This window comes from Streptomyces sp. CY-1, assembly GCF_047218265.1.
Classification (GTDB): domain Bacteria; phylum Actinomycetota; class Actinomycetes; order Streptomycetales; family Streptomycetaceae; genus Streptomyces; species Streptomyces niphimycinicus.
Window position 1 is genome coordinate 7747047 of the sequence record NZ_CP178393.1, and the last position, 23694, is coordinate 7770740.

Consider the following 23694-nt stretch of genomic DNA (forward strand, 5'->3'; position numbering starts at 1 on the left):
CCCTGTTGCACCTTCCGTTGGAGAGTGGCACTATCCAAGTAATGGATAGCGCCGCTATCCAAGACTATCCCGTCGTGGGGCAAGGGGATCACCATGGGTACCGAGCTGTTCGCCGGCCGTATGACCGCCGAGGCCGAGGGGGAGGTCACCGTCTTTCTGATCGGCATGCGCATCAACCGCTTCCGTGCGCTGCGAAGCTGGCTGCCGGTCTTCAGGGCGATGCCGCGGATGCTCCGTGAGCTGTCGCGGGACAAGGGGAGCGGGATGCTGGGCTGTCAGCTCCTGTTCGGCGCGCCCCGGGTGCTCTATGTCGTCCAGTACTGGGACTCGCACGAGAAGCTGCTGGAGTACGCGTCGGCCCAGGACAAGGAGCACCGTCCCGCCTGGGCGGCGTTCAACCGCCGGATGCGGGAGGGCCGGGGCAAGGTCGGCTTCTGGCACGAGACCTATGTCGTACCGGCCGGGGCGCATGAGGCGATCTACCTCAACATGCCGGCGTTCGGCCTGGGCGAGGCCACCGGGGTGGTCCCGGTCGGCCGCCGCGGTGACCGCGCGGCCGACCGGCTGAGCCTGAAGAGCGCGTAACGGGACGTGATCAATTCCCTCGGCGCAGCGCGTCGGTCAGGCGCGCCGCCGCGTCGATGACGGCCTGGGCGTGCATCCGGCCCGGGTGGCGGGTCAGCCGCTCGATCGGTCCGGAGACCGAGACGGCGGCGACCACGCGGTTGGACGGGCCGCGCACCGGCGCGGAGACGGACGCCACGCCGGGCTCCCGCTCGCCGATCGACTGGGCCCAGCCCCGCCGTCGTACGCCCGACAGGGCCGTGGCGGTGAAGCGGGCTCCTTGCAGTCCGCGGTGCAGCCGCTCCGGCTCCTCCCAGGCCATCAGGACCTGGGCGGCCGAGCCGGCCTTCATGGGGAGGGTGGAGCCGACCGGCACGGTGTCCCGCAGTCCGGACAGCCGCTCGGCCGCGGCGACACAGATGCGCATGTCTCCCTGGCGCCGGTAGAGCTGCGCGCTCTCGCCGGTCACATCCCGGAGATGGGTGAGCACCGGACCGGCCGTGGCGAGCAGCCGGTCCTCGCCCGCCGCCGCCGCCAGCTCGGCCAGGCGGGGGCCCAGAATGAAGCGTCCCTGCATGTCACGCGCCACCATCCGGTGGTGCTCGAGTGCGACCGCGAGCCGGTGTGCCGTGGGGCGGGCGAGACCGGTCGCCCCGACCAGTCCGGCGAGGGTGGCCGGGCCGGACTCCAGGGCGCTCAATACCAGAGCCGCCTTGTCGAGAACGCCGACGCCGCTAGAGTTGTCCATGAAACGATACTCGCGTCTCACACTGTGAAACGCAAGTTCATTTTCCGGGGAGACCCGCGACCCTGTAAATGGCGGGCCCGCAGACCAGGGCGCGCAGTCGAGACAAGTTGGGCCGGCACTGGCGCCGGTCGGAGGGAATGCGATGGGACGGACACTCGCGGAGAAGGTCTGGGACGATCATGTCGTCCGGCACGCCGAAGGCGAGCCCGACCTTCTCTTCATCGATCTGCACCTGCTGCACGAGGTGACCAGCCCGCAGGCGTTCGACGGCCTGCGCAAGGCCGGCCGCATGGTCCGTCGTACCGATCTCACCCTCGCGACCGAGGACCACAACACCCCCACCCTCGACATCGACAAGCCGATCGCGGACCCCGTCTCCCGCGCCCAGTTGGAGACGCTGCGCAAGAACTGCGCGGAGTTCGGTGTCCGGCTGCACCCGCTCGGCGATGTCGAGCAGGGCGTCGTCCACGTGGTGGGACCGCAGCTCGGACTGACCCAGCCCGGTACGACCGTGGTCTGCGGTGACAGCCACACCTCGACCCACGGCGCCTTCGGCGCGCTCGCGTTCGGCATCGGCACCAGCCAGGTCGAGCATGTGCTGGCGACCCAGACGCTGCCGCTCGCGCCGTTCAAGACCATGGCGATCACCGTCGAGGGCGAGCTGCCCGAGAGCGTCACCGCCAAGGACCTGATCCTGGCGATCATCGCGAAGATCGGCACCGGCGGCGGCCAGGGCTATGTGATCGAGTACCGCGGCTCCGCCATCGAGAAGCTCTCGATGGAGGCCCGGATGACCGTGTGCAACATGTCCATCGAGGCGGGCGCCCGCGCGGGCATGATCGCCCCGGACGAGACGACCTTCGCCTATCTGGAGGGCCGCCCGCACGCCCCCCAGGGCGACGACTGGGACGCGGCCGTCGCGTACTGGCGCACCCTGCGCAGCGACGACGACGCGGTCTTCGACCATGAGGTCGTCATCGACGCCACCGGGCTCGCCCCGTTCGTCACCTGGGGCACCAACCCCGGCCAGGGCGCTCCGCTGTCGGAGTCGGTCCCGGACCCGGCCTCCTTCGAGGACGCCAGCGAGCAGTTCGCCGCCGAGAAGGCCCTGGAGTACATGGGTCTGACGGCAGGTCAGCCGCTGCGCGACATCGCGGTGGACACGGTCTTCGTCGGTTCCTGCACCAACGGCCGGATCGAGGACCTGCGCTCCGCCGCCTCGGTGCTGTCCGGCCGCTCGGTGGCCGACGGCGTACGGATGTTGGTGGTCCCCGGCTCGGTGCGGGTCGCCCTCCAGGCGGTCGAGGAGGGGCTGGACAAGGTGTTCACCGCCGCCGGCGCCGAATGGCGGCATGCGGGCTGTTCGATGTGTCTGGGCATGAACCCCGACCAGCTCGCGCCCGGTGAGCGCTCGGCGTCCACGTCCAACCGCAACTTCGAGGGGCGGCAGGGCAAGGGCGGCCGGACCCATCTGGTCTCGCCGCAGGTGGCCGCCGCCACCGCGGTGCTGGGCCATCTGGCCTCGCCCGCCGATCTGTCCGACGCGGCCGTATCGACTCCCGTGGGGGCCTGAGCAGTCATGGAAGCATTCACCACGCACACCGGCCGGGCCGTTCCGCTGCGCCGCAGCAATGTGGACACGGACCAGATCATCCCGGCGCACTGGCTCAAGAAGGTCACCCGCGACGGCTTCGAGGACGGACTTTTCGAGGCTTGGCGCAAGGACCCGGAGTTCGTGCTCAACTCGGCCGCGTACAAGGGTGGGACGGTGCTGGTCGCCGGTCCCGACTTCGGCACCGGCTCCTCGCGCGAGCACGCGGTATGGGCGCTTCAGAACTACGGCTTCAAGGCCGTCGTCTCGTCCCGCTTCGCCGACATCTTCCGCGGCAACTCCCTCAAGAACGGGCTGCTGACCGTCGTCCTGCCGCAGGAGACCGTGGACCGGCTGTGGAAGCTGGTCGAGGCGGACCCCACCGCGGAGGTCACCGTGGACCTCGTCGACCGCCAGGTTCGAGCCGAGGGCATCACGGCTGATTTTGAGCTTGACGAGAATGCCCGGTGGCGACTCCTGGAGGGGCTGGATGACATCAGCCTCACCCTCAGGGAGGACGAATCCATCGCCGCGTACGAGGCGCGTCGTCCCTCCTTCAAGCCGAGCACGGTGGAGGTCTGACCCCCCGGTTCTCCCTGTACAGAGCGGGTTTGGCAAGATGCGCCGCCGGTCCTCGGACCGGCGGCGCATCGGCATGTTGAGGCCCCGTGAAGCGACAACTCGCCTCAGATGGCACAATCAGTGCATGGAACGCGACGGCCAACTCGAGCTCTACGGCATCGTCGCCGACCGGCTCAAGGAAGCGCACGCAAGGGTGCGCGCACTGCAAGTCCCGGAGGGCGTACGGATGGCGCTGTCCCGGAAGCTGCTGGTCATCACCTCAGCGGCGAAACACGATCTCGCAGATGCGGCAAAGCGTCTGGAGCGGTTGATGAACGACCTCGACGAGGGCCGTTTCCCCCAAGATCCCGACACCGACGGAAGTCCGTGACGATCGAGTGCGTTGCGGCACAAGGGTGATTAGCCCGTTTCGTGTTTGATTTGCGGTATATATCTGCCTAACGTGCGAAAAGGCTTGAACACATTGATTCCGGCAATGTCTCCGAAGGGGAAGACGTGAACAAGGCGCAGCTCGTAGAAGCGATTGCCGACAAGGTCGGCGGCCGTCAGTCGGCCGCCGAGGCCGTCGACGCAGTTCTGGACGCCATCGTCCGGGCGGTCGTCGCCGGGGAGCGAGTTTCAGTCACTGGATTTGGTTCGTTCGAGAAGGTGGAACGGCCGGCCCGGTACGCCCGTAACCCGCAGACCGGGGAGCGCGTGAGGGTCAAGAAGACCTCGGTGCCCCGCTTCCGTGCCGGTCAGGGGTTCAAGGACCTGGTGAGCGGCTCCAAGAAGCTCCCGCGCGGCGGTGAGGTCGCCGTGAAGAAGGCTCCCAAGGGCAGCCTCCAGGTCGCCGCGAAGAAGGCCGCGGCCAAGAAGGCGACCGCCAAGAAGGCTCCCGCGAAGAAGACGACGGCCAAGAAGGCGACGGCCAAGAAGGCCCCGGCCAAGGCCGCCGCCAAGAAGGCCCCCGCCAAGAAGACGACGGCCAAGAAGGCGACCGCCAAGGCCGCCGCCAAGAAGGCCCCGGCGCGCAAGACGAGCGCCCGTAAGACCACCACGAAGAAGACCACCGCCAGGAAGCGCTAGCCGGCGGCGCACAGGCGCCGCACTGTTCACGCGCCGGGCCGGGCTCCCCGAGGGAGCCCGGCCCGCGGTGCTGTCCGCGCCGTTCAGAACGTCTGGAGCGTGACGAAGACGACCCGGCGCTGCTCGCCCTCGCCCGCCACCTCGATCCGCACCCGCTGGCCCGGGCGCAGCATCCGCAGCCCCCCGGCGTCGAAGGCCGCGGTGTCGAACGGCAGCGGGGTGCCGTCGTCGAGCAGCACGCTGCCGGCGCGGGTCTCGGGGTCGTACGTATAGGCGGTTCCCTGCATGTCCGCCAGCCTAGCCCTGGTGCGGGCGCCCACGCCCAGGGCCACCGCCGCGCGCAGATCCCCGGCCGTGTCCACGTCGCGCCGCACCGAGTCCACCCCCGCCAACTCGATCTCCCGCGCCCCCGATGCCCGGTGCCGGGCCCGTGAGGGCCCCCCGAAGGCGGGTGCCAGATCGGCGCCGGGCGCCGCCGAGAGGAGAGTCGTGCCCACCCCCGCGGCATCCGCCAGAAAGGCGCGAGAGAAGCCGGAAGCGGCCTCGAGCACCAGATCGAGCTCCACGGTCCGCAACGCCGGGAGATCGGCGTTCATCGCCGCCACGGCGGCCCCCGGGCGCTCCCCGCGGACGGCGAGGGCGCCGTGCGCCAGCGCCGCGTTCAGCCCGCGCCCCGGGGAGTCGGGCAGGATCCGGGCGCCGAGGGCGGAGAGCTCACGTCCGGCGAGCGGGTCGTCGGTGACGACGGTCACCCCCCGCACCCAGCGGCTCGCCAGCGCCGCGTCCACCGTGTCCTGAGCGAACGCCAGCGCGAGCGAGGCCCGCAGGCCGTCCCCCGCGGCGTCGGAGAGCCTGGTCTTCGCCCGTGACAAGGGCTTCAGCGGCACCACGAGGGTCCAGGTCACAGGGGCTCCGTTTCTTCCCACGGGCCTCATTCTGACCTGCTGCCGGGCTCGCCGAAGACGTGCGGGGTTACGGTGTTCTCGACAGACAGGTTGCCTGGAGCGACACTTGTGCGGCTGCCGGGGACGACAGCAAGCCAGCAGGTCAGCAGGGTCCAAGAGAGGATGTTCCGAGTGTCCGGCCGCAGAATCGGCTTCTGGTACCGCACGGCAGCGGTCTTGTGCAAACCGCCGCTGGTGGTTCTGTTCAAGCGGGACTGGCACGGAATGGAGCACATTCCGGCCGACGGTGGATTTATCACCGCGATCAATCACAACTCGTATCTCGACCCCCTCTCCTACGCGCACTTCCAGTACAACACCGGCAGGGTGCCGCGCTTCCTCGCCAAGGCCGCCCTCTTCCGGGGCGGCTTCATGGGCGCCATGCTCCGCGGCACCGGCCAGATCCCCGTCTACCGCGAGTCCACCGACGCCGCCAACGCCTTCCGGGCCGCCGTGGACGCCATCAACAAGGGCGAGTGCGTGGCCTTCTACCCCGAGGGCACCCTCACCCGCGACCCCGACATGTGGCCCATGCGCGGAAAGACCGGCGCCGCGCGGGTCGCGCTGGTCACCAAGGCCCCCGTCATCCCCGTCGCCCAGTGGGGCGCCAACGAGGCCGTGCCGCCGTACGCCAAGAAGAAACGGGTCCGCCTCTTCCCGCGCAAGACCCTCAAGGTGCTCGCCGGCCCGCCGGTGGACCTGTCCGGGTTCTACGGCCAGGAGCCCACCGCGGAGGTCCTCCGAGCGGCCACCGACGTCATCATGGAAGCCATCACCGACCTCCTCTCCGAGGTGCGCGGCGAGCCCGCGCCCGTTCACCGGCCCGAGCGGCCCACCAGTACCAGTACCAGCACCAGCACCGACGGCCCGCCGCTCCCGCTGGCCGATGAGGAGAGCAAGTGACGCGCTGCGCCGTCTTCGGCACCGGCTCCTGGGGCACCGCCTTCGCGATGGTGCTCGCCGACGCCGGCTGCGAGGTGACGCTGTGGGGCCGCCGGCCCGGTGTCGTCGAGGCCATCAACACCGGCCGCACCAATCCCGACTACTTCCCCGGGGTGCGGCTCCCCGACGGCGTGCGGGCCACCACCGACCCGGCCGAGGCCGCGGCCGGCGCGGAGTTCACCGTCTTCTCGGTGCCCTCCCAGACGCTGCGCGGCAACCTCTCCGAATGGGCCCCGCTGCTGGCCGCTGACACCGTGCTGGTCTCCCTGATGAAGGGCGTCGAACTCGGGACGGCCAAGCGGATGAGCGAGGTCGTCCAGGAGGTCGCCAAGGCGCCCGCGGAGCGCGTCGCGGTGCTCACCGGGCCCAACCTGGCCAAGGAGATCGCCGCCCGGCAGCCGGCCGCCTCCGTGGTGGCCTGCCCCGACGAGAGCGTGGCCCGCCGCCTCCAGACCGCCTGCCACACCGCGTACTTCCGCCCGTACACCAACACCGATGTGGTCGGTTGCGAGCTGGGCGGCGCGGTGAAGAACGTCATCGCGCTGGCCGTGGGCATCGCCGACGGCATGGGGCTCGGCGACAACACCAAGGCGTCGCTCATCACCCGTGGCCTCGCCGAAACGACCCGACTGGGCCTGGCGATGGGCGCCGACGCGCACACCTTCGCGGGCCTTGCGGGCATGGGCGACCTCGTCGCCACCTGCTCCTCCCCGCTCTCCCGCAACCACACCTTCGGCACCAACCTGGGACGCGGGATGACACTGGAGGAGACCATCGCGGTCACCAAGCAGACCGCGGAGGGCGTCAAGTCGTGCGAGTCCGTGCTGGATCTCGCCCGCCGCTTCGACGTCGACATGCCCATCACCGAGACCGTCGTCGAGATCGTGCACGACGGCAAACAGCCGCTTGTCGCACTCAAAGAGCTGATGTCCCGCAGCGCCAAGGCCGAGCGGCACTGACGCCACGCGGACCGCAAGGTAACCTCAACGCGATATGAGCAGCCAGACCCCTTCCCCAGGCCCTGTCCCGGCTTCTTCCGGAGACGAGCGGCACAAGCCGCGCGTCGCCGTCGTCTTCGGCGGCCGCAGCTCCGAGCACGCCATCTCGGTGGTCACCGCGGGCGCCGTGCTGCGCGCCATCGACCGCGAGAAGTACGACGTGCTGCCGATCGGCATCACCGCTGACGGCCGTTGGGCGCTGACCGCGGACGAGCCCGAGCGGATGGGCATCGCGGGCCGCGAGCTGCCCAGCGTCGAACGGCTCGCCGAGTCCGGCGAGGGTTCGGTCGTCCTCCCGGTCGACCCGGGGAACCGCGAGGTCGTCTACAGCGAGCCGGGGTCGGTGCCCAAGGCGCTGGGCGACGTCGACGTCGTCTTCCCCATGCTGCACGGCCCGTACGGCGAGGACGGCACCCTCCAGGGGCTGCTGGAGCTGTCCGGGGTGCCGTATGTGGGCGCCGGGGTGCTCGCCTCCGCCGTGGGCATGGACAAGGAGTACATGAAGCGGGTGTTCGTCTCCTTCGGGCTGCCCGTCGGCCCGTACGAGGTGATCCGCCCCCGGGAGTGGCAGCAGGAACCTTCCGCCGCCCGCCGCAGGATCGTGGAGTTCGCCGCGGAGCACGGCTGGCCGCTCTTCGTGAAGCCCGCGCGGGCCGGCTCGTCCATCGGCATCACCAAGGTCGAGGGCCCGGCCGAGCTGGACGAGGCCATCGAGGAGGCCCGGCGCCACGACCCGAAGGTCATCGTGGAGGCGCTGCTGCGCGGCCGCGAGATCGAATGCGGGGTGCTGGAGTACGAGGACGGGCCGCGCGCCAGCCTGCCCGCCGAGATCCCGCCGGTCTCCTCCCACGCCTTCTACGACTTCGAGGCGAAGTACATCGACTCGGCGGCCGGTATCGTGCCCGCGCCGCTCACCGAGGAGCAGACCCGGCGGGTACAGGAGCTGGCGGTGGCCGCCTTCGACGCGGCGTCCTGCGAGGGGCTGGTCCGGGCCGACTTCTTCCTGCTGGACAGCGGCGAGTTCGTGATCAACGAGATCAACACCATGCCCGGCTTCACCCCGATCTCGATGTACCCGCGCATGTGGCAGGAGAGCGGTGTGAGCTACCCCGAGCTGGTGGACCGGCTGCTTCAGGCCGCGCTGCGCCGCTCGACGGGGCTGCGCTAGGGCCCGGGCCCCCAGCCCCTAGGCCACGCCCTTGGGCACCGTCTTCTTGACGGCCTTGGCGAAGTCGATCAGGGCGTTGATCTCGGGGGCGTACTTCTTGGGCACGGTCACCTCGACATACGCCCGGCGCAGTACGGTGGTGAAGCGGTAGCCGTCCTTTCGCTTCTCCGGCAGCCACTCGACGCCGTTCACCCCGGCCGAATCGGTCGTGGAGCCCATGGCCGCCGGCCGGGGGACCCCGCAGCGCAGTTGCACGGCGGGGTCCCCCCACACGGCTGTGTAGTCCGAGGCGGGCTTGGCGGTGCCCTGCTTCAGCCCGTTCACGGTGCTGGGGAGTTCCTTGTGGAGCGCCCGGCACACCGCCGCCGCCTGTGCGGACGGCGAGGGAACCGCGAGCGCCACGCTGTCGTCGGAATCCCCGATGAAGGAGCAACCGGCCAGCGGCACCAGGGCCAGCGCCATGGTGGCGGAGAGCGGAACGAGCCTTCGGGTGAGACTACGGTGTGCGCAATTCACCCGCCGAGCATACGGGGGAGCTAGAGATGGACGACCGGGCAGGTCAGGGTACGAGTGATGCCTTCGACTTGCTGGACTTTCGCGACCACCATGCGGCCGAGTTCATCGACCGTGTCGGCCTGGGCGCGGACGATCACGTCGTAAGGGCCCGTGACGTCCTCCGCCTGTATCACCCCGGGGAGCTTGGCGATGACGTCGGCCACGGTCGAGGCCTTGCCGACCTCGGTTTGGATCAGGATGTACGCCTGTACCACGGAACCTCCAGGGCGGCTACGAGGATCATGTGGGGAGAAGGGACGCCACGGTACCGCGTCGCCATGCGGCGCGGGGAGACCCGCGCGGGGAGCGCGGCGCGGCGGGCAAGCGGCCACGAGCACGAAGGGGCGATGGGATGAAGGGCACCGTGGGCGAGTTGGGGGAGTTCGGGCTCATCAGAGAGCTCACCTCCCGGCTCACCACCACCCCGGCGGTGAGGTTGGGGCCCGGTGACGATGCCGCGGTCGTGGCCGCGCCCGACCGGAGGGTTGTGGCCAGTACGGACGTTCTGCTGGAGGGCAGGCACTTCCGCAGGGACTGGTCCACCGCCTATGACGTCGGCCGTAAGGCCGCGGCCCAGAACCTGGCCGACATCGCGGCCATGGGCGCGGTGCCGACCGCGCTGCTGCTCGGCCTGGTGGTCCCGGCCGATCTGCCGGTGACCTGGCCGGCCGAGCTGATGGACGGCATCCGCGACGAATGCCAGGTCGCGGGCGCGGCCGTGGTCGGCGGCGATGTGGTGCGCGGGGACACCATCACCGTGGCCATCACCGCCCTGGGCGATCTGCGCAACCATGAGCCGGTCACCCGATCCGGTGCCCAGCCCGGCGATGTTGTCGCCGTCACCGGGTGGCTGGGATGGTCGGCGGCCGGACACGCGGTGCTCTCACGCGGCTTCCGCTCGCCGCGGGCCTTCGTCGAGGCGCACCGCCGGCCGGAGCCGCCGTACCACGCAGGTCCCGCCGCCGCCGGGCTCGGCGCGACGGCCATGACCGATGTGAGCGACGGGCTGGTGGCCGACCTCGGGCATATCGCGGAGGCCAGCAAGGTCCGTATCGATCTGCGCTCGGGGGACATCGACATCCCCTCGCAGATGTCGGACATCGGCCAGGCGGTGGGCGTCGATCCGCTTCAGTGGGTGCTCAGCGGGGGAGAGGACCACGCGATCGTGGCCACCTTCCCGCCCGACGCCAAGCTGCCGGCCCGCTGGAAGGTGATCGGCGAGGTGCTGAACCCCTCGGCGCTGCCCCAGGTGACGGTCGACGGAGCCCCCTGGGCCCATGGCGGGTGGGACCACTTCGGCGACAGTAACGGTGCCGAGTGACGGTAAGGGCGACGCCGAGTCGGCGGTAAGGGCGTCGAGTCCGCCGTAAGGGCGTCGAGTCGTTGGCAGGGAGCCCGCGTCGGCGGTAAGGGCGCGAGGGGGGACATCGGGGGCGCGGGGGCGGCGAGTAGATTCGGCCCCATGGTCCAGCCTCCTCGTATCCCCCGCCCCTCCCATGGCGGCTCGGCGCCCGTGCGCGTCCTCACCGTCGCCGGATCGGACTCCGGCGGCGGTGCGGGTATCCAGGCCGATCTGAAGACCATGCTGGCCCTGGGCGCCCACGGCATGAGCGTGATCACCGCGGTGACGGCGCAGAACTCCCTGGGCGTCCAGGGCGCCTGGGAGCTGCCCGCCGAGGCCGTACGGGCCCAGTTCCGGAGTGTGGCCGACGACATCGGCGTCCAGGCGGTCAAGACCGGCATGCTGGCGACCGCCGAACTGGTCGAGACCGTTGCCGCGCTGCTCGCGGAGCTGCCCGCGCCGGTGGTCGTCGATCCGGTCGGGGTCTCCAAGCACGGTGACCCGCTGCTGGCCACCGAGGCGCTCGACGCGGTCCGTACGAAGCTGCTGCCGACCGCGACCGTCGCCACGCCCAACCTGGACGAGGTGGCCCAGCTCACCGGCGTCCGGGTGGAGTCGGAGGACGATCAGCGGCGGGCGGCCGGGGCGGTGCTGGGCCATGGCCCGCGCTGGGCGCTGATCAAAGGCGGCCATCTGCCCGGCGGCGAGGCGGTGGATCTGCTCACGGACGGCACCGAGGAGCACTGGCTGCGGGCGCCCCGCCACGACAACCGCCATACGCACGGCACGGGATGCACCCTCGCCGCGGCGATCGCCACATATCTGGCGGGCGGATACGAGGTCCCTCAGGCCGTCACGGCGGCCAAGGAGTACGTCACGGGCGCCATCGCGGCGGGCTTCCCCCTGGGCGCGGGCATCGGCCCGGTCGACCACGGGTGGTTGCGGGGATGACGGACGCGGTGCGTGCGTAAGGGCACGCGAAAAGGCCGGTCCACATCCATGGTGGACCGGCCTCGGCGTACCGGTTCCCGCTCGCGCGGGGAGGCCGTGCGACTAGACGACTAGCGCGAAACCTTGCCGGCCTTGATGCACGAGGTGCAGACGTTGAGCCGCTTCGGGGTACGACCGACCACAGCGCGCACCGTCTGGATGTTGGGGTTCCAACGACGGCGGGTGCGGCGGTGCGAGTGCGAGATGTTGTTGCCGAAGCCCGGCCCCTTGCCGCAGACGTCGCAGTTGGCAGCCACGGGTTACTCCAAAGACGGGTCACCCTCGCTTCCCGCGAGGAGACAGGACACTGAACGGATGCCCCGGACGTTGCCTGGATCGTGGAAGATCGGCGGCGCCTGGGGGGAATGGCCCGATTCGCATCGGGCAACCGGAGCAGCATACAACGGCCACTCCCGTACAACGAAACTATCATGGCTGGCCCGGCACCCGCCGAGGGCGGCGACTACCCTGCGGTGACGCGATGCCCGCCCCCCGCCCCAGCACCCTCCGAGGAGGACGTTACGTGCCGCACACGCTCGACGCCGATGCGGTACGGACCTGGTGCGGGCTCGCGCTGGACGCGCTGGGCCGGGCCCGCGCGGACATCGACGCGATCAACGTCTATCCGGTCGCGGACGGGGACACCGGCACCAATCTGTATCTGACCGTCGAGTCCGCCGCCCGGGCCGTCGACGCCGCCTTCGACGGCCACGCGGCCTCGGCCGCCGCCTCCCGCCCCACCCTCGCCGATGTGGTGCGCGCCATGGCCCATGGCGCGCTGATCGGCGCGCGGGGCAACTCCGGGACGATCCTGGCGCAGCTTCTGCGCGGCATGGCGGACGTCCTGGCCGACGGTCCGGCGCAGGGGGTCCCGGCGCAGGGGAGCCCGGGAGCGGACGAGGCGGACGGGCTGCGGCTGGCGCTGCGGCGCGCGGCCGACCTCGCCTACCTGGCCGTCGCCCACCCCGTCGAAGGCACCGTCCTTACGGTCGCCGTGGCCGCCGCTGAGGGCGCGGAGCGCGCCACGGGCGACGCCGCCACGGTGGCCCGCGCCGCCTACGAGGGCGCCCGGACGGCGCTCCAGGCCACCCCCGGCCAGCTCGACGTCCTCGCCCGCGCGGGGGTGGTCGACGCGGGCGGCTACGGCCTGGTGACGGTCCTGGGCGGGCTCGCCGAGGCGCTGTCGGGCGAGGCTCCCGCGGCGCTCGCGCCCGTCCGCTCGCGCGATGACGGCCTGACGCGTGACGTCCCGGCGCGTGACTTGGCGCCCGCCGGGACGCATGGGCAGGACCCCGCGGGCTGTCCCGCCGACAGCGCCGCGGCAGGTGGGCCCGCCTTCGAGGTGATCTACCTCCTGGAGGCCGGCGAGATGGCCGTGGCCGCCCTGAGGGAGCGGCTGGACGCCCTGGGCGACTCCCTGGTGATCGTCGGCGGCGACGGCCTGTGGAATGTGCACGTCCATGTGGACGACGCGGGGGCGGCCGTGGAGGCGGGCATCCAGGCCGGTCGCCCTTACCGCATCCGGATCACCCACTTCGACGGCGCCGCCGCCCGTAAGGCGGGCGCCGACGGCCCGGACCGGCCGGGCCCGGCCGTCGTCCTGCCGGATCAGCCCGGCACCAAGGGCCCCACGGGCGGCCCGCGCACCGAGCGCACGGGCCGTGCCGTGGTCGCCGTCGTCCCCGGGGACGGGCTGGCCGCGCTGTGCGCCGAGGCGGGCGCGACCGCGGTCGCCACCCGCCCCGGGGAGCCGCCCGGCAGCGGTGAACTGGTCGACGCGGTCCGCCGGGCCGGTGCCCGGGAGGTCGTGCTGCTGCCGAACGACGCCGAGCTGCGCCATACGGCCGCCGCGGCCGCCGCCCAGGCCCGCGCCGAGGGCGTACGGGTCGCGGTGATCCCCACCCGCTCCGCCGTCCAGGGCATCGCCGCGCTCGCCGTCCACGAGCCCGGCCGCAGCTTCGACGAGGACGTGGTGGCCATGACCTCGGCCGCGGGCGCCACCCGCTACGCGGAACTGGCCGTCGCCGAGCGCCAGTCCTGGACCATGGCCGGGGTGTGCCAGGCCGGGGACGTCCTGGGCATGATCGACGGCGATGTGGCGGTGATCGGGTCGGAACTGACCGCGACCGCCGAGACGGTGCTGGACCGGATGCTGGCCTCGGGCGGCGAGATGGTCACGCTGGTGCTGGGCGCGGGCCTGCCGGAGGAGGTCGCCGAGCGGCTGGAGCGGCATGTGCGGGAGGGGCACTTCGCCGTGGACACGGTCGTCTACCACGGCGGTCAGCCCACCGCGCCGCTGATCATAGGCATCGAATGAGACCGGCGGCCGGCCGCTGAATCACCCCGCTCGTCACCCGCTTTGTCACTGCCGTGGTGTGCAATGGACGAGTGCCCGTGCTGGATGAACCACTGAAGAAGGTCCTGGGCGGCAACACCGCGAAGGTGATGGCCGACCACCTCGACCTGCACACCGTCGGCGATCTGCTGCACCACTACCCGCGGCGGTACGCGGAGCGAGGTGAGCTGACCCGGCTGTCCGATCTGCCCCTGGATGAGCATGTGACCGTGGTGGCGCAGGTCGCCGACGCCCGGGTGCACACGTTCAACGGCGGCCGGGGCCGCCGGCTGGAGGTCACCATCACCGACGGCAGCGGCCGTCTCCAGCTCGTCTTCTTCGGCAAGGGTGTGCACAAGCCGCGGGCGGAGCTCCAGCCCGGCACTCGCGCGATGTTCGCCGGGAAGGTCTCGGTCTTCAACCGCAAGCGGCAGTTGGCCCATCCGGAGTTCAAGGCGCTGGGCGCGGAGAGCGGCGCGGAGGCCGTGGAGGCGTTCGCCCATCAGCTCCTGCCGCTGTATCCGGCGTGCAAGCAGATGGAGTCCTGGCAGATCCAGCAGGCCGTCGACACCGTGCTGGGCCCGGCCGGCCACGAGGAGGCCGCGCTGGCCGGGCTCGTCGACCCACTGCCCGACAGCCTCCGCGAGGGCCGGGGGCTGGCCACGCTCCCCGAGGCGCTGCGCAAGATCCACCGACCCGCCACCAAGACCGATATCGCCATGGCCCGGGACCGCCTGAAGTGGGACGAGGCGTTCGTCCTCCAGGTGGCGCTCGCCCGGCGCCGCCGGGCCGAGGCCCAACTGCCCGCGGCGCCCCGCAAGCCCGTCCCGGACGGGCTGCTGACCGCCTTCGACGCCCGGCTGCCGTTCACCCTCACCGACGGCCAGCGCCGGGTCAGCGAGGAGATCTTCGCCGACCTGGCCACCGACCACCCCATGCACCGGCTGCTCCAGGGCGAGGTCGGCTCCGGCAAGACCATGGTCGCGCTGCGCGCGATGCTCGGCGTCGTGGACGCCGGGGGACAGGCGGCGATGCTCGCGCCCACCGAAGTGCTCGCCCAGCAGCACCACCGCTCGATCACCGAGATGATGGGGGAGCTGGCCGAGGGAGGCATGCTCGGGGGCGCGGAGCAGGGCACCAAGGTGGTGCTGCTCACCGGTTCCATGGGCGCCGCGGCCCGCCGTCAGGCGCTGCTGGACCTGGTCACCGGCGAGGCCGGGATCGTGATCGGCACCCATGCCCTGATCGAGGACAAGGTCCAGTTCCACGACCTGGGGCTGGTGGTCGTCGACGAGCAGCACCGCTTCGGGGTCGAGCAGCGCGACGCCCTGCGCTCCAAGGGCAAGCAGCCCCCGCATCTGCTGGTGATGACGGCCACCCCGATCCCGCGCACCGTCGCCATGACCGTCTTCGGCGATCTGGAGACCTCCGTCCTGGACCAGTTGCCCTCCGGCCGCTCCCCGATCGCCTCCCATGTGGTGCCCGCCAAGGACAAGCCGCACTTCCTGACCCGCGCCTGGGAGCGGGTGCGCGAGGAGGTGGCGGCCGGGCACCAGGGGTATGTGGTGTGCCCGCGGATCGGGGACGACATCGGCGACGAGGGGGAGACGCCCAAGGGCGCCGCGGGCCCGTCCCCCGAGGACGAGGCCGAGAAGCGCCCGCCGCTGGCCGTCGTCGAGGTCGCCGAGCAGCTCACCAAGGGCCCGCTGAGCGGTCTGCGGGTGGAGGTGCTGCACGGGCGGATGCAGCCCGAGGCCAAGGACGATGTGATGCGCCGCTTCGCCGCGGGCGAGGTGGACGTCCTGGTCGCCACGACCGTCATCGAGGTCGGTGTGAACGTCCCCAACGCCACCGCCATGGTGATCATGGACGCCGACCGGTTCGGCGTCTCCCAGTTGCACCAGTTGCGCGGCCGCGTCGGCCGTGGCTCGGCCGCCGGGCTGTGCCTGCTGGTGACCGACATGCCCGAGGCCAGCCCCGCCCGGTCGCGGCTGGGCGCGGTCGCGGCCACGCTCGACGGCTTCGAGCTGTCCCGGATCGACCTGGAGCAGCGCCGGGAGGGCGATGTGCTCGGCCAGGCCCAGTCCGGGGTCCGCTCCTCGCTGCGGGTCCTCGCCGTCATCGACGACGAGGAGGTCATCGCGGCGGCCCGGGAGGAGGCGACCGCGATCGTCGCCGACGACCCGGAGCTGGCCGGATACCCCGAGCTGCGCACCGCGCTGGACGCCCTGCTGGACAAGGAGCGCGAGGAGTACCTCGACAAGGGCTGAGACAAGGGCCGGAACAGAGGGCTGGGACGAGGGCCGGGACGGGCGCCGAGGACGGGGCCGGACCCCGCGATCGGAGCGCGCGGCCACCGCCCGCCGCCGTACGCCATATCGTGGAGGTGCGGCGGCCCCGCCCGGACGGGCGAGGTGCGCCGCGGCCCCGACCACCGCGAAGGACTGCCAACACTCATGACCCGCGTGATCGCCGGAGCGGCCGGCGGACGCCGCCTGGCCGTGCCGCCGGGAAACGGCACCCGACCCACTTCGGACCGGGCGCGCGAGGGCCTGTTCTCCACCTGGGAGTCGCTGCTCGGCTCGCTGGACGGAGCCCGCGTCCTCGACCTGTACGGCGGCTCCGGCGCGGTCGGCCTGGAGGCGCTGTCCCGCGGCGCCGGCCATGTGCTGCTGGTCGAGTCCGATCCGCGGGCGGCCCGCACGATCCGTCAGAACGTCCGGGCGCTCGGTCTGCCCGGCGCGGAGCTGCGCACCGGCAAGGCCGAACAGACCATCACCGGACAGGCCCCCGTCACCGGCCCGTACGACGTCGTTTTCCTGGACCCGCCCTACGCCGTCACCGACGGCGAACTCCGCGAGATCCTCCTCACACTCCTGGGGAATGGCTGGCTAGCGGCCGACGCGCTGGTCACCGTTGAGCGCAGCACACGAGGTGGGGAGTTCGTGTGGCCTGCCGGATTCGAGGGGCTACGGGCCCGTCGGTACGGCGAGGGCACGCTTTGGTACGGTCGCGCCGCCTCGACGTGCGAGAACGCGTCATGACCGGACCCGAGAGCGAGGAACTTCCGTTGCGCCGCGCAGTCTGTCCGGGGTCGTTCGACCCCGTCACCAATGGACACCTCGACATCATCGGCCGTGCCTCCAAGCTCTATGACGTCGTGCATGTCGCCGTGATGATCAACAAGTCGAAGCAGGGCCTGTTCACGGTGGACGAGCGGATCGATCTCCTCCGCCAGACCACCGAGGAGTACGGGAACGTCAAGGTGGAGGCGTTCCATGGACTTCTGGTCGACTTCTGCAAGCAGCGGGACATCCCCGCGATCGTCAAGGGGCTGAGAGCCGTCAGCGACTTCGACTACGAGCTCCAGATGGCCCAGATGAACAACGGCCTCTCCGGCGTGGAGACGCTGTTCGTGCCCACCAACCCCACCTACAGCTTCCTCTCCTCCAGCCTGGTCAAGGAGGTCGCGGCCTGGGGCGGCGACGTCTCCCACCTGGTCCCCCCGGTGGTGCTGGAATCGCTCTCCGAGCGGCTCGGCCGGAAGTAACGGCTGACGGGACGTCAGCGGCTGTCCGGGAGCGGTCCGCTCGCCGTACAGTCGTCCCGTTCGTTCTCCGTTCCCATCCGCATCCAGACAGTCTGCGAGCACCCACAGTGGACGTGCAGAAGAAGCTCGACGAGATCGTCGATACCGTCGGCGGCGCCCGGTCCATGCCCATGTCGGCCTCGTGCGTGGTCAACCGCGCCGAGCTGCTCGCCATGCTCGAAGAGGTGCGCGCGGCACTCCCGGACTCCCTGGCCCACGCCCAGGAGCTGATCGGCGGCCGGGACCAGATGGTGGCGGAGGCCCGCGAGGAGGCCGGGCGGATCATCGAGTCCGCGCACGCCCAGGGCGCCTCGCTGATCTCGGACACGGAGATGGTGCGCAAGTCCCAGGAGGAGGCCGACCGGATCCTCACCGAGGCCCGCCGGGAGGCCGAGGAGATCCGGGCCGAGGCCGACGACTACGTGGACAGCAAGCTGGCCAACTTCGAGGTCGTGCTCACCAAGACCATCGGCTCGGTGGGCCGCGGCCGGGAGAAGCTGCTCGGCCGCGTTCCCGGCGCCGAGGACGGCTTCGAGCAGTCCGACGAGGGCCCGGAGCGCAGCGCCGACCCGGCGACCCTGCGGCAGCGCGCCGACGAGTACGTGGACACCAAGCTGGGGGCGGTCTCGGCGGTCCTCTCCAAGACCCTGGAGGCGGTCGGCCGGGGCCGCCAGAAGCTGCTCGGGGCCCGCCCCGCCGATGAGCTCGGCGCCCATATGGCGGCCCAGGACGAGGCCGGAATGGCCCTGCGGACCACCGACGACGACTATCTGGCGGACCTCGCCCAGTCCCAGGCGGCCGTCGCCCAGCCCGTGGCCCAGCCCGATCAGGCGGCCGCCGACGCCGCGTACTACGCCGCCACCGCGGGCTATCAGCAGCAGCAGGATGCGTACGGCTACCAGCAGCAGGCGTACGTACCGCAGCAGGAGCAGCAGGCGTACGTACCGCAGCAGCAGGACCCGTACGCGATGCAGGGCGGCTATCAGCAGGACGCCTACGCCTGGCAGCAGCAGGCCCAGGCCCAGGGCTACGACCCGAACGCGGGCTATGTGCCCCAGCAGCCCCAGCAGTCCCAGCAGCCGCTGGAGCACCATCAGCAGCAGCAGTCGGGCGCCGCGCTCGACGAGACCAGCCTGTTCGACACGAGCATGATCGACCTCGATCAGCTCCGCCAGTACGAGCAGGGCCGCTAGGTCCCGTCCCCCCTCGGGCCGCCGGAACTCCGCCCCCACCGGGCGGATTGGGTCTACGGCGGCCCGTCCAGTATCCTGGCTCTTCGGTCGCGTGTACGTCCGCGATCTCGGCTGCCCGTTTCGTAGCGAATGATCGGGTGGCCCGCCGCAGCGTAGAAAGCAGGAAGCCCTGAACGCCCGCCTCGACCACCGTGCCCCTCTCGTGTTCGACACGCGCGAGCTGGGCCGTCGTCCTGGTGCGCTGAAAAGGATCTCCCGTTCCGTGGCGGCGCCGAAGGACCTCGGCATCGAGGTCATCGGGGTGCCGGAAGGCGCGACCGTCGAGCTGGACCTCCGCCTGGAGTCGGTCATGGAAGGGGTGCTTGTCACAGGCACCGCCCGTGCACCGCTGACAGGGGAGTGCGTAAGGTGTCTGGAGCCGCTGGGGCGAGAGCTCGAAGCGGATTTCCAGGAGATGTACTCCTACCCCGACGCCGACGACCGGAGCCGCGACGCGGACACCGGCGACGACGCCGAGGAGGAGGACAGGCTCTTCCTCGAGGCCGACCTGTTCGACCTCGAGCCCGTGCTGCGCGACGCGGTGGTGCTCGCACTGCCGTTGCAGCCGGTGTGCCGGGAGGACTGCCCGGGGCTGTGTGCCGAATGCGGCGCCCGCCTCGCGGACGACCCCGACCACCACCACGATGCCGCCGACATCCGTTGGGCGGCGCTGCAAGGACTCGCCGAGACCATGAGGGACGGCGAGAAGGACAACGCACCCCGCGAGCGCGGGGATGACCCACAGGAGAAGTAGCCGTGGCTGTTCCGAAGCGGAAGATGTCGCGCAGCAACACGCGCCACCGCCGGTCGCAGTGGAAGGCTGCGGTCCCCACCCTGGTGGCGTGCGAGCGCTGCCACGAGCCGAAGCAGCAGCACATCGCGTGCCCGAGCTGCGGCACCTACAACCGCCGCCAGGTCCTCGAGGTCTGATCGGCGGGTGACAGGCTCTATGTCAGACGCCACTACGCCTCCGCGTAAGCGCGGTGAAGCGTCCCAGGCGGACACGGCCTCGTCTCACACGATCCTGGAAGGGCGGCTCGGGTACCAGCTCGAGTCCGCCCTTCTGGTGCGTGCGCTGACCCACCGCTCCTTCGCGTACGAGAACGGCGGGCTGCCCACCAACGAGCGGCTGGAATTCCTCGGGGATTCCGTGCTCGGCCTGGTGGTCACCGACACGCTGTACCGCATCCACCCCGACCTGCCCGAGGGCCAACTGGCCAAGCTGCGGGCCGCGGTGGTGAACTCGCGCGCGCTCGCCGAAGTGGGCCGCGGTCTGGATCTCGGCGCCTTCATCCGGCTCGGCCGGGGCGAAGAGGGCACCGGGGGCAGGGACAAGGCATCCATCCTCGCCGACACCCTTGAAGCGGTGATCGGCGCGGTCTATCTCGACCGGGGGCTCGACGCTGCCGCTGAGCTGGTGCACCGGCTCTTCGACCCGCTGATCGAGAAGTCCTCGAACCTCGGCGCCGGCCTGGACTGGAAGACCAGCCTCCAGGAGCTGACCGCCACCGAGGGGCTCGGGGTCCCGGAGTACCTGGTCTCCGAGACCGGGCCCGACCACGAGAAGACCTTCACGGCTGCTGCCCGCGTCGGTGGTGTCGCGTACGGCACCGGCACCGGCCGCAGCAAGAAGGAAGCCGAGCAGCAGGCGGCCGAGGCCGCCTGGCGCGCGATTCGCGCGGCTGCCGACGAGGCTCAGGCGAAGGCCAAGGCGGCCGACGCCGGAACCGCCAGCACGGCGGCGGACGGCGGAGCCGCCGCCGACACGGCCTCATCGGCACGCTGATCGCCCTTCCCCGCCGTACCGTCCGTCACGTCCGTAACACCTCTCACCGCCCCCGCGGCGGACGGCTCGCCCGGCCGTTCCGCCCGGGGGCGGTGAGGGCTCAAGGCCGAGGAGGCCCCCGTTGCCCGAACTGCCCGAGGTCGAGGTGGTCCGCCGCGGACTGGAGCGCTGGGTCAGCGGCCGTACGGTCGCCGAGGTCCAGGTGCTGCATCCGCGCGCGGTCCGTCGCCACCTCGGCGGCCCGGAGGACTTCGCGGCCCGGCTCAGGGGCCGCCGCACCGGGATCGTCCGCCGCCGCGGCAAGTACCTGTGGCTGCCGTTCGACGATGACGCCGCCGCCGAGGCGGTCCTGGCCCATCTCGGGATGAGCGGGCAGCTCCTGGTCCAGCCGGCCGAGGCCCCCGACGAGAAGCATCTGCGCATCCGGGTCCGCTTCGCCGACGACGCGGGCACCGAGCTGCGCTTCGTCGACCAGCGCACCTTCGGCGGGCTCTCGCTGCACGACACCGTCCCCGGCGATCTGGAGGGGCTGCCGGACGCCATCGCGCATATCGCCCGCGACCCGCTGGACCCCGCCTTCGACGAGGCGGCCTTCCACACCGCGCTGCGCCGCCGCCGCACCACGATCAAGCGCGCCCTGCTGGACCAGTCGCTGATCAGCGGGGTCGGCAACATCTACGCCGACGAGGCGCTGTGGCGCGCCCGGCTGCACTACGACCGGCCGACCGCCACCCTCGCCCGCCCGCGCGCCGCCGAACTCCTCGGCCATGTGCGCGAGGTGATGACCGCGGCGCTGGCCGTCGGCGGCACCAGCTTCGACAGCCTCTATGTCAATGTGAACGGCGAGTCCGGCTACTTCGAGCGCTCCCTGGACGCGTACGGCCGGGAGAACGAGCCGTGCCGCCGCTGCGGCACCGCGATGCGCCGCCGCCCCTGGATGAACCGCTCCAGCTTCTTCTGCCCGCGCTGTCAGCGCCCGCCGCGCCCGGCCATCGCGGCCCGGCCGGCCTCGCGCCCGGCCGCCTCGCCGCTCTCGGCGCGCACCGTGTCGTAGCGCTCCCGCGCCGTCAGCACCTCGGGCATCCGGTCCTCGACCAGATCGATCAGTGCCCGCAGCCGCTCGGCGACCTCGCCGCCGAGCGGGGTCAGCCGGTAGTCCACGCGGGGCGGGTTGGTCGGCTGCGCCTCGCGGTGCACCAGACCGTCGCGCTCCAGCGCGTGCAGCGTCTGCGACAGCATCTTCTCGCTGACGCCGTCGACCCGCCGCCGCAGCTCGTTGAAGCGGAAGGTGCTCTCGTGGAGCGCGGTCAGGATGAGGGCGCCCCATTTTCCGGTGACATGCTCCAGCGTGCCGCGCGAGGGGCAGGCGCGGGCGAACACGTCGAAGGCCAGGTTGTCCGCCGCGTCCGCCGTGGAGGACGCCGCGCCAGTGCGTTCACAGTCCATGCACACACCATACGCGCACTCAGCGCTGACTCCCGGGCTGCGCTTTCGCATAGTGAGTATGCAGCTACGGACGTATGCGAAGCCCGGGGCGTACGCATACGCCCCGGGCTTGGCGGGTGACGGGCCGCGATCGCCCGCTCAGCGGCTCAGTAGCCGAAGTCCTGGGTCCACCAGGGGCCGCCGGTGCCGAAGTGGGTGCCGACGCCCAGGCGCTTGAACGAGCAGTTGAGGATGTTGGCGCGGTGGCCGGAGCTGTTCATCCAGGAGTCCATGACGGCCTGCGCGTCCGACTGGCCGCGGGCGATGTTCTCCCCGCCCAGGTCCAGGATGCCCGCGCTCTCGGCGCGGTCCCAGGGGCTGTCGCCGTCGGGGCTGATGTGGTCGAAGAACTGGCGCAGGGACATGTCCTCGCTGAAGTCCTCGGCCAACTGGGCGAGTTTGGGGTCGGCCGTCACGGGGCCACAGCCGGCCTTCTCGCGCTCTTTGTTGACGAGGGTGAGGACCTCGGTCTCCGAGGCGGTCTCGGGACCGGCCGACTCCGCCGGGGGCGCGGGTGCGGTCGGCTCCGTCGTGGGCGTACGGGACGGCTTGCCGTGGCCGTTGCCCTTGGAACCGCCCTTGCCGTTTCCGCCCTTTCCACCGTTTCCGTTGTTCCCGGAGGGCGCGGAGGACCCCGGCTGCTCCGGCGGTGTGGTGGAAGGGGTACCGGAGGGCTTGGAGGGGGTCCTGGAGGGAGTTGTGGAGGGTGCGTGAGGACGGTCGTCGCCGCGGCTGGGCGGAACCGAGCTGCGGTCGGTGGGGGCCGCGGACTGCGAGCCCTGTGTCTCCAGGCCCGAGTCCGTGGGACCGCCCGCCTGGACCTGTCCGGCGGAGTCATTGCCCCCGCCCAGTTTGTAGCCGTCTCCCGGAACGAGTCCGGAGGCCATCGCCACCGCGCCGACCGCGACGGCGGCGGACACGCCCAACAGTCCGGTCCGGACCGGAGCGAGGGGGCTCCGGTGCGGTCCCCGGTGGCGGCCTGCGATGGCGTCGTGCGCCACGGCCCCGGGGGCAGATCGTCGATGGCGGCCCATCTCCTGCCTTCCTTGTGTGCTCGGCGTCAAAAGTCGCTCTAAATGTGTCACTCGTGTGCGCGAGCCATGTATCACTCGTGTGGGTGAGTCTCGTTGAGCCGGGACTGTACGCCATCCGGGCCCCAACGCGCGTGCACAGTTGCGAATTGGATGGTTTAGCGCCTGCTCGCGCGTGGGGTTAGCGTGCGCGTATGAACGAGAGAGTCCGCCTCACCGTGTGGGTCCGCGGCCATGTCCAGGGCGTCGGCTTCCGCTGGTACACCCGGGCCAACGCACTGCGTATCGGGGGCCTCGTCGGCTTTGCCTCCAACCTCGCCGACGGGCGGGTGCAGGTGGTCGCGGAGGGCCCGCGCGCGGAATGCGAACAGCTACTCGAATGGCTCCAGGATGGCGACACGCCCGGGAAAGTCGAGGGAATCACCGAGATCTGGGACACACCGCGCGGGGGTTACGGCACCTTCGAAATCCGTTGATCAACTCACCGGAGGCACCCTCCGCGGTACCCCGCCGACCATGCCTTCCCTGCGCACGGTGAGCAGAAATCGGCTGATGGTTGCCAACGGCGCCGCGCCGTGGAAGGCTGCGGTGTCACGGAAGATCCCCGACCGCCATGGGTCATCTGGAGAGGGGTGGGCGCAGTCCGCCGCCCGTGTGCTCTCGACCCCTGCGGCCCCGTCGGCATGTGATCGTGTTGACCCTCAAACCAATTGGTGAGACGCTGGAAGCCCCGCGCACCTTAAC

General features: G+C 71.3%; 26 protein-coding genes and 1 pseudogene. 20 read left to right on the forward strand and 7 right to left on the reverse strand.

Annotation, left to right across the window (positions count from 1 at the left end; all coding sequences use genetic code 11):
• Window positions 1–93 precede the first annotated feature (93 nt).
• Window positions 94–585 (forward strand): DUF4188 domain-containing protein, encoded by a 492-nt coding sequence (locus tag ACK1X7_RS33385; RefSeq protein WP_385142665.1) that lies wholly within the window; start codon window positions 94–96, stop codon window positions 583–585.
• Window positions 586–595: 10 nt separating this feature from the next.
• Here the strand turns inward: ACK1X7_RS33385 and ndgR are convergent, their stop codons facing one another.
• On the reverse strand, window positions 596–1312 hold the full coding sequence (gene ndgR / locus ACK1X7_RS33390) for an IclR family transcriptional regulator NdgR (RefSeq protein WP_216345316.1): 717 nt from the start codon (window positions 1310–1312) through the stop codon (window positions 596–598).
• Window positions 1313–1454: 142 nt separating this feature from the next.
• On the opposite strand from ndgR, the gene leuC reads away from it, so the two are divergent.
• The 4 genes from leuC to ACK1X7_RS33410 all read left to right on the forward strand — a co-directional run bounded on the left by leuC (window position 1455) and on the right by ACK1X7_RS33410 (window position 4553).
• Entirely contained in the window at window positions 1455–2885 is a 1431-nt protein-coding gene (gene leuC, locus ACK1X7_RS33395) for a 3-isopropylmalate dehydratase large subunit (protein ID WP_398160279.1), read from the forward strand.
• A 6-nt stretch (window positions 2886–2891) separates the two neighbouring features.
• Window positions 2892–3485 carry a 3-isopropylmalate dehydratase small subunit gene (leuD, locus tag ACK1X7_RS33400; RefSeq protein ID WP_385142660.1) on the forward strand — a complete coding sequence of 198 codons (594 nt, stop codon included), beginning with the start codon at window positions 2892–2894 and terminating at the stop codon, window positions 3483–3485.
• A 124-nt stretch (window positions 3486–3609) separates the two neighbouring features.
• Window positions 3610–3855, forward strand: a complete 246-nt coding sequence (locus tag ACK1X7_RS33405) for a hypothetical protein (protein WP_014055151.1) — start codon at window positions 3610–3612, stop codon at window positions 3853–3855.
• A gap of 125 nt (window positions 3856–3980) precedes the next feature.
• Entirely contained in the window at window positions 3981–4553 is a 573-nt protein-coding gene (locus ACK1X7_RS33410) for an HU family DNA-binding protein (RefSeq protein ID WP_385142657.1), read from the forward strand.
• A gap of 290 nt (window positions 4554–4843) precedes the next feature.
• Here the strand turns inward: ACK1X7_RS33410 and cofC are convergent.
• Window positions 4844–5458: pseudogene (gene cofC / locus ACK1X7_RS33415) on the reverse strand (2-phospho-L-lactate guanylyltransferase); the annotation flags it as partial.
• Between the two features lie 171 nt (window positions 5459–5629).
• On the opposite strand from cofC, the gene ACK1X7_RS33420 reads away from it, so the two are divergent.
• The 3 genes from ACK1X7_RS33420 to ACK1X7_RS33430 are packed head-to-tail and all read left to right on the forward strand — an operon-like array spanning window position 5630 to window position 8605.
• Entirely contained in the window at window positions 5630–6400 is a 771-nt protein-coding gene (locus ACK1X7_RS33420) for a lysophospholipid acyltransferase family protein (RefSeq protein ID WP_385145847.1), read from the forward strand.
• On the forward strand, window positions 6397–7398 hold the full coding sequence (locus ACK1X7_RS33425; protein WP_014055155.1) for an NAD(P)H-dependent glycerol-3-phosphate dehydrogenase: 1002 nt from the start codon (window positions 6397–6399) through the stop codon (window positions 7396–7398). Before ACK1X7_RS33420 ends, ACK1X7_RS33425 begins: the two co-directional genes overlap by 4 nt.
• 34 nt (window positions 7399–7432) lie before the next feature.
• Window positions 7433–8605 carry a D-alanine--D-alanine ligase family protein gene (locus ACK1X7_RS33430; protein ID WP_385145845.1) on the forward strand — a complete coding sequence of 391 codons (1173 nt, stop codon included), beginning with the start codon at window positions 7433–7435 and terminating at the stop codon, window positions 8603–8605.
• A gap of 18 nt (window positions 8606–8623) precedes the next feature.
• On the opposite strand, the gene ACK1X7_RS33435 is transcribed toward ACK1X7_RS33430, so the two are convergent.
• Together ACK1X7_RS33435 and ACK1X7_RS33440 are read right to left on the reverse strand one after the other, a co-directional pair.
• A complete protein-coding gene (locus ACK1X7_RS33435) occupies window positions 8624–9067 on the reverse strand; it encodes a DUF3515 domain-containing protein (RefSeq protein WP_385145843.1) in 444 nt (147 codons plus the stop codon).
• 74 nt (window positions 9068–9141) lie between these two features.
• Window positions 9142–9375: an Lrp/AsnC family transcriptional regulator gene (locus ACK1X7_RS33440; protein ID WP_014055158.1), complete on the reverse strand. Its 234-nt coding sequence runs from the start codon at window positions 9373–9375 to the stop codon at window positions 9142–9144.
• Between the two features lie 137 nt (window positions 9376–9512).
• On the opposite strand from ACK1X7_RS33440, the gene ACK1X7_RS33445 reads away from it, so the two are divergent.
• Window positions 9513–10481, forward strand: coding sequence for a thiamine-phosphate kinase (locus tag ACK1X7_RS33445; RefSeq protein WP_385145841.1), 969 nt, complete (start codon window positions 9513–9515; stop codon window positions 10479–10481).
• A 141-nt stretch (window positions 10482–10622) separates the two neighbouring features.
• Window positions 10623–11453, forward strand: a complete 831-nt coding sequence (thiD, locus tag ACK1X7_RS33450; protein WP_385145839.1) for a bifunctional hydroxymethylpyrimidine kinase/phosphomethylpyrimidine kinase — start codon at window positions 10623–10625, stop codon at window positions 11451–11453.
• A gap of 110 nt (window positions 11454–11563) precedes the next feature.
• Here the strand turns inward: thiD and rpmB are convergent, their stop codons facing one another.
• Complete coding sequence (rpmB, locus tag ACK1X7_RS33455) at window positions 11564–11749, reverse strand: 50S ribosomal protein L28 (RefSeq protein ID WP_009714771.1); 186 nt, start codon at window positions 11747–11749, stop codon at window positions 11564–11566.
• Between the two features lie 266 nt (window positions 11750–12015).
• On the opposite strand from rpmB, the gene ACK1X7_RS33460 reads away from it, so the two are divergent.
• From ACK1X7_RS33460 to mutM, 9 genes are all read left to right on the forward strand, one after another.
• Complete coding sequence (locus tag ACK1X7_RS33460; RefSeq protein ID WP_385145837.1) at window positions 12016–13809, forward strand: DAK2 domain-containing protein; 1794 nt, start codon at window positions 12016–12018, stop codon at window positions 13807–13809.
• A gap of 128 nt (window positions 13810–13937) precedes the next feature.
• Complete coding sequence (gene recG, locus ACK1X7_RS33465; protein WP_385145849.1) at window positions 13938–16097, forward strand: ATP-dependent DNA helicase RecG; 2160 nt, start codon at window positions 13938–13940, stop codon at window positions 16095–16097.
• A 186-nt stretch (window positions 16098–16283) separates the two neighbouring features.
• On the forward strand, window positions 16284–16871 hold the full coding sequence (gene rsmD / locus ACK1X7_RS33470; RefSeq protein WP_382957432.1) for a 16S rRNA (guanine(966)-N(2))-methyltransferase RsmD: 588 nt from the start codon (window positions 16284–16286) through the stop codon (window positions 16869–16871).
• Window positions 16868–17377, forward strand: a complete 510-nt coding sequence (coaD, locus tag ACK1X7_RS33475) for a pantetheine-phosphate adenylyltransferase (RefSeq protein ID WP_253209493.1) — start codon at window positions 16868–16870, stop codon at window positions 17375–17377. The genes rsmD and coaD overlap by 4 nt, the downstream gene beginning before the upstream one ends.
• Window positions 17378–17484: 107 nt before the next feature.
• Window positions 17485–18609, forward strand: a complete 1125-nt coding sequence (locus ACK1X7_RS33480; protein WP_390791912.1) for a cell division initiation protein — start codon at window positions 17485–17487, stop codon at window positions 18607–18609.
• A 202-nt stretch (window positions 18610–18811) separates the two neighbouring features.
• A complete protein-coding gene (locus ACK1X7_RS33485; protein ID WP_385145830.1) occupies window positions 18812–19402 on the forward strand; it encodes a YceD family protein in 591 nt (196 codons plus the stop codon).
• Window positions 19403–19404: 2 nt separating this feature from the next.
• Window positions 19405–19578: a 50S ribosomal protein L32 gene (rpmF, locus tag ACK1X7_RS33490; RefSeq protein WP_009714764.1), complete on the forward strand. Its 174-nt coding sequence runs from the start codon at window positions 19405–19407 to the stop codon at window positions 19576–19578.
• 19 nt (window positions 19579–19597) lie between these two features.
• Window positions 19598–20434, forward strand: coding sequence for a ribonuclease III (rnc, locus tag ACK1X7_RS33495; protein ID WP_390791911.1), 837 nt, complete (start codon window positions 19598–19600; stop codon window positions 20432–20434).
• 121 nt (window positions 20435–20555) lie between these two features.
• The gene (mutM, locus tag ACK1X7_RS33500; protein WP_385145826.1) at window positions 20556–21488 is read left to right on the forward strand and encodes a bifunctional DNA-formamidopyrimidine glycosylase/DNA-(apurinic or apyrimidinic site) lyase; all 933 of its coding nucleotides are present in this window, start codon (window positions 20556–20558) and stop codon (window positions 21486–21488) included.
• On the opposite strand, the gene ACK1X7_RS33505 is transcribed toward mutM, so the two are convergent.
• Both ACK1X7_RS33505 and ACK1X7_RS33510 read right to left on the reverse strand, forming a co-directional pair.
• Window positions 21404–21880 carry a winged helix-turn-helix transcriptional regulator gene (locus ACK1X7_RS33505; protein WP_385145824.1) on the reverse strand — a complete coding sequence of 159 codons (477 nt, stop codon included), beginning with the start codon at window positions 21878–21880 and terminating at the stop codon, window positions 21404–21406. The two genes, mutM and ACK1X7_RS33505, sit on opposite strands and share 85 nt — an antisense overlap.
• A 146-nt stretch (window positions 21881–22026) precedes the next feature.
• Window positions 22027–22953, reverse strand: coding sequence for a CAP domain-containing protein (locus ACK1X7_RS33510; RefSeq protein WP_385145822.1), 927 nt, complete (start codon window positions 22951–22953; stop codon window positions 22027–22029).
• 191 nt (window positions 22954–23144) lie between these two features.
• Between ACK1X7_RS33510 and ACK1X7_RS33515 the strand changes: the two genes are divergently transcribed.
• Window positions 23145–23426, forward strand: coding sequence for an acylphosphatase (locus ACK1X7_RS33515; RefSeq protein ID WP_014055171.1), 282 nt, complete (start codon window positions 23145–23147; stop codon window positions 23424–23426).
• Window positions 23427–23694 lie beyond the last annotated feature (268 nt).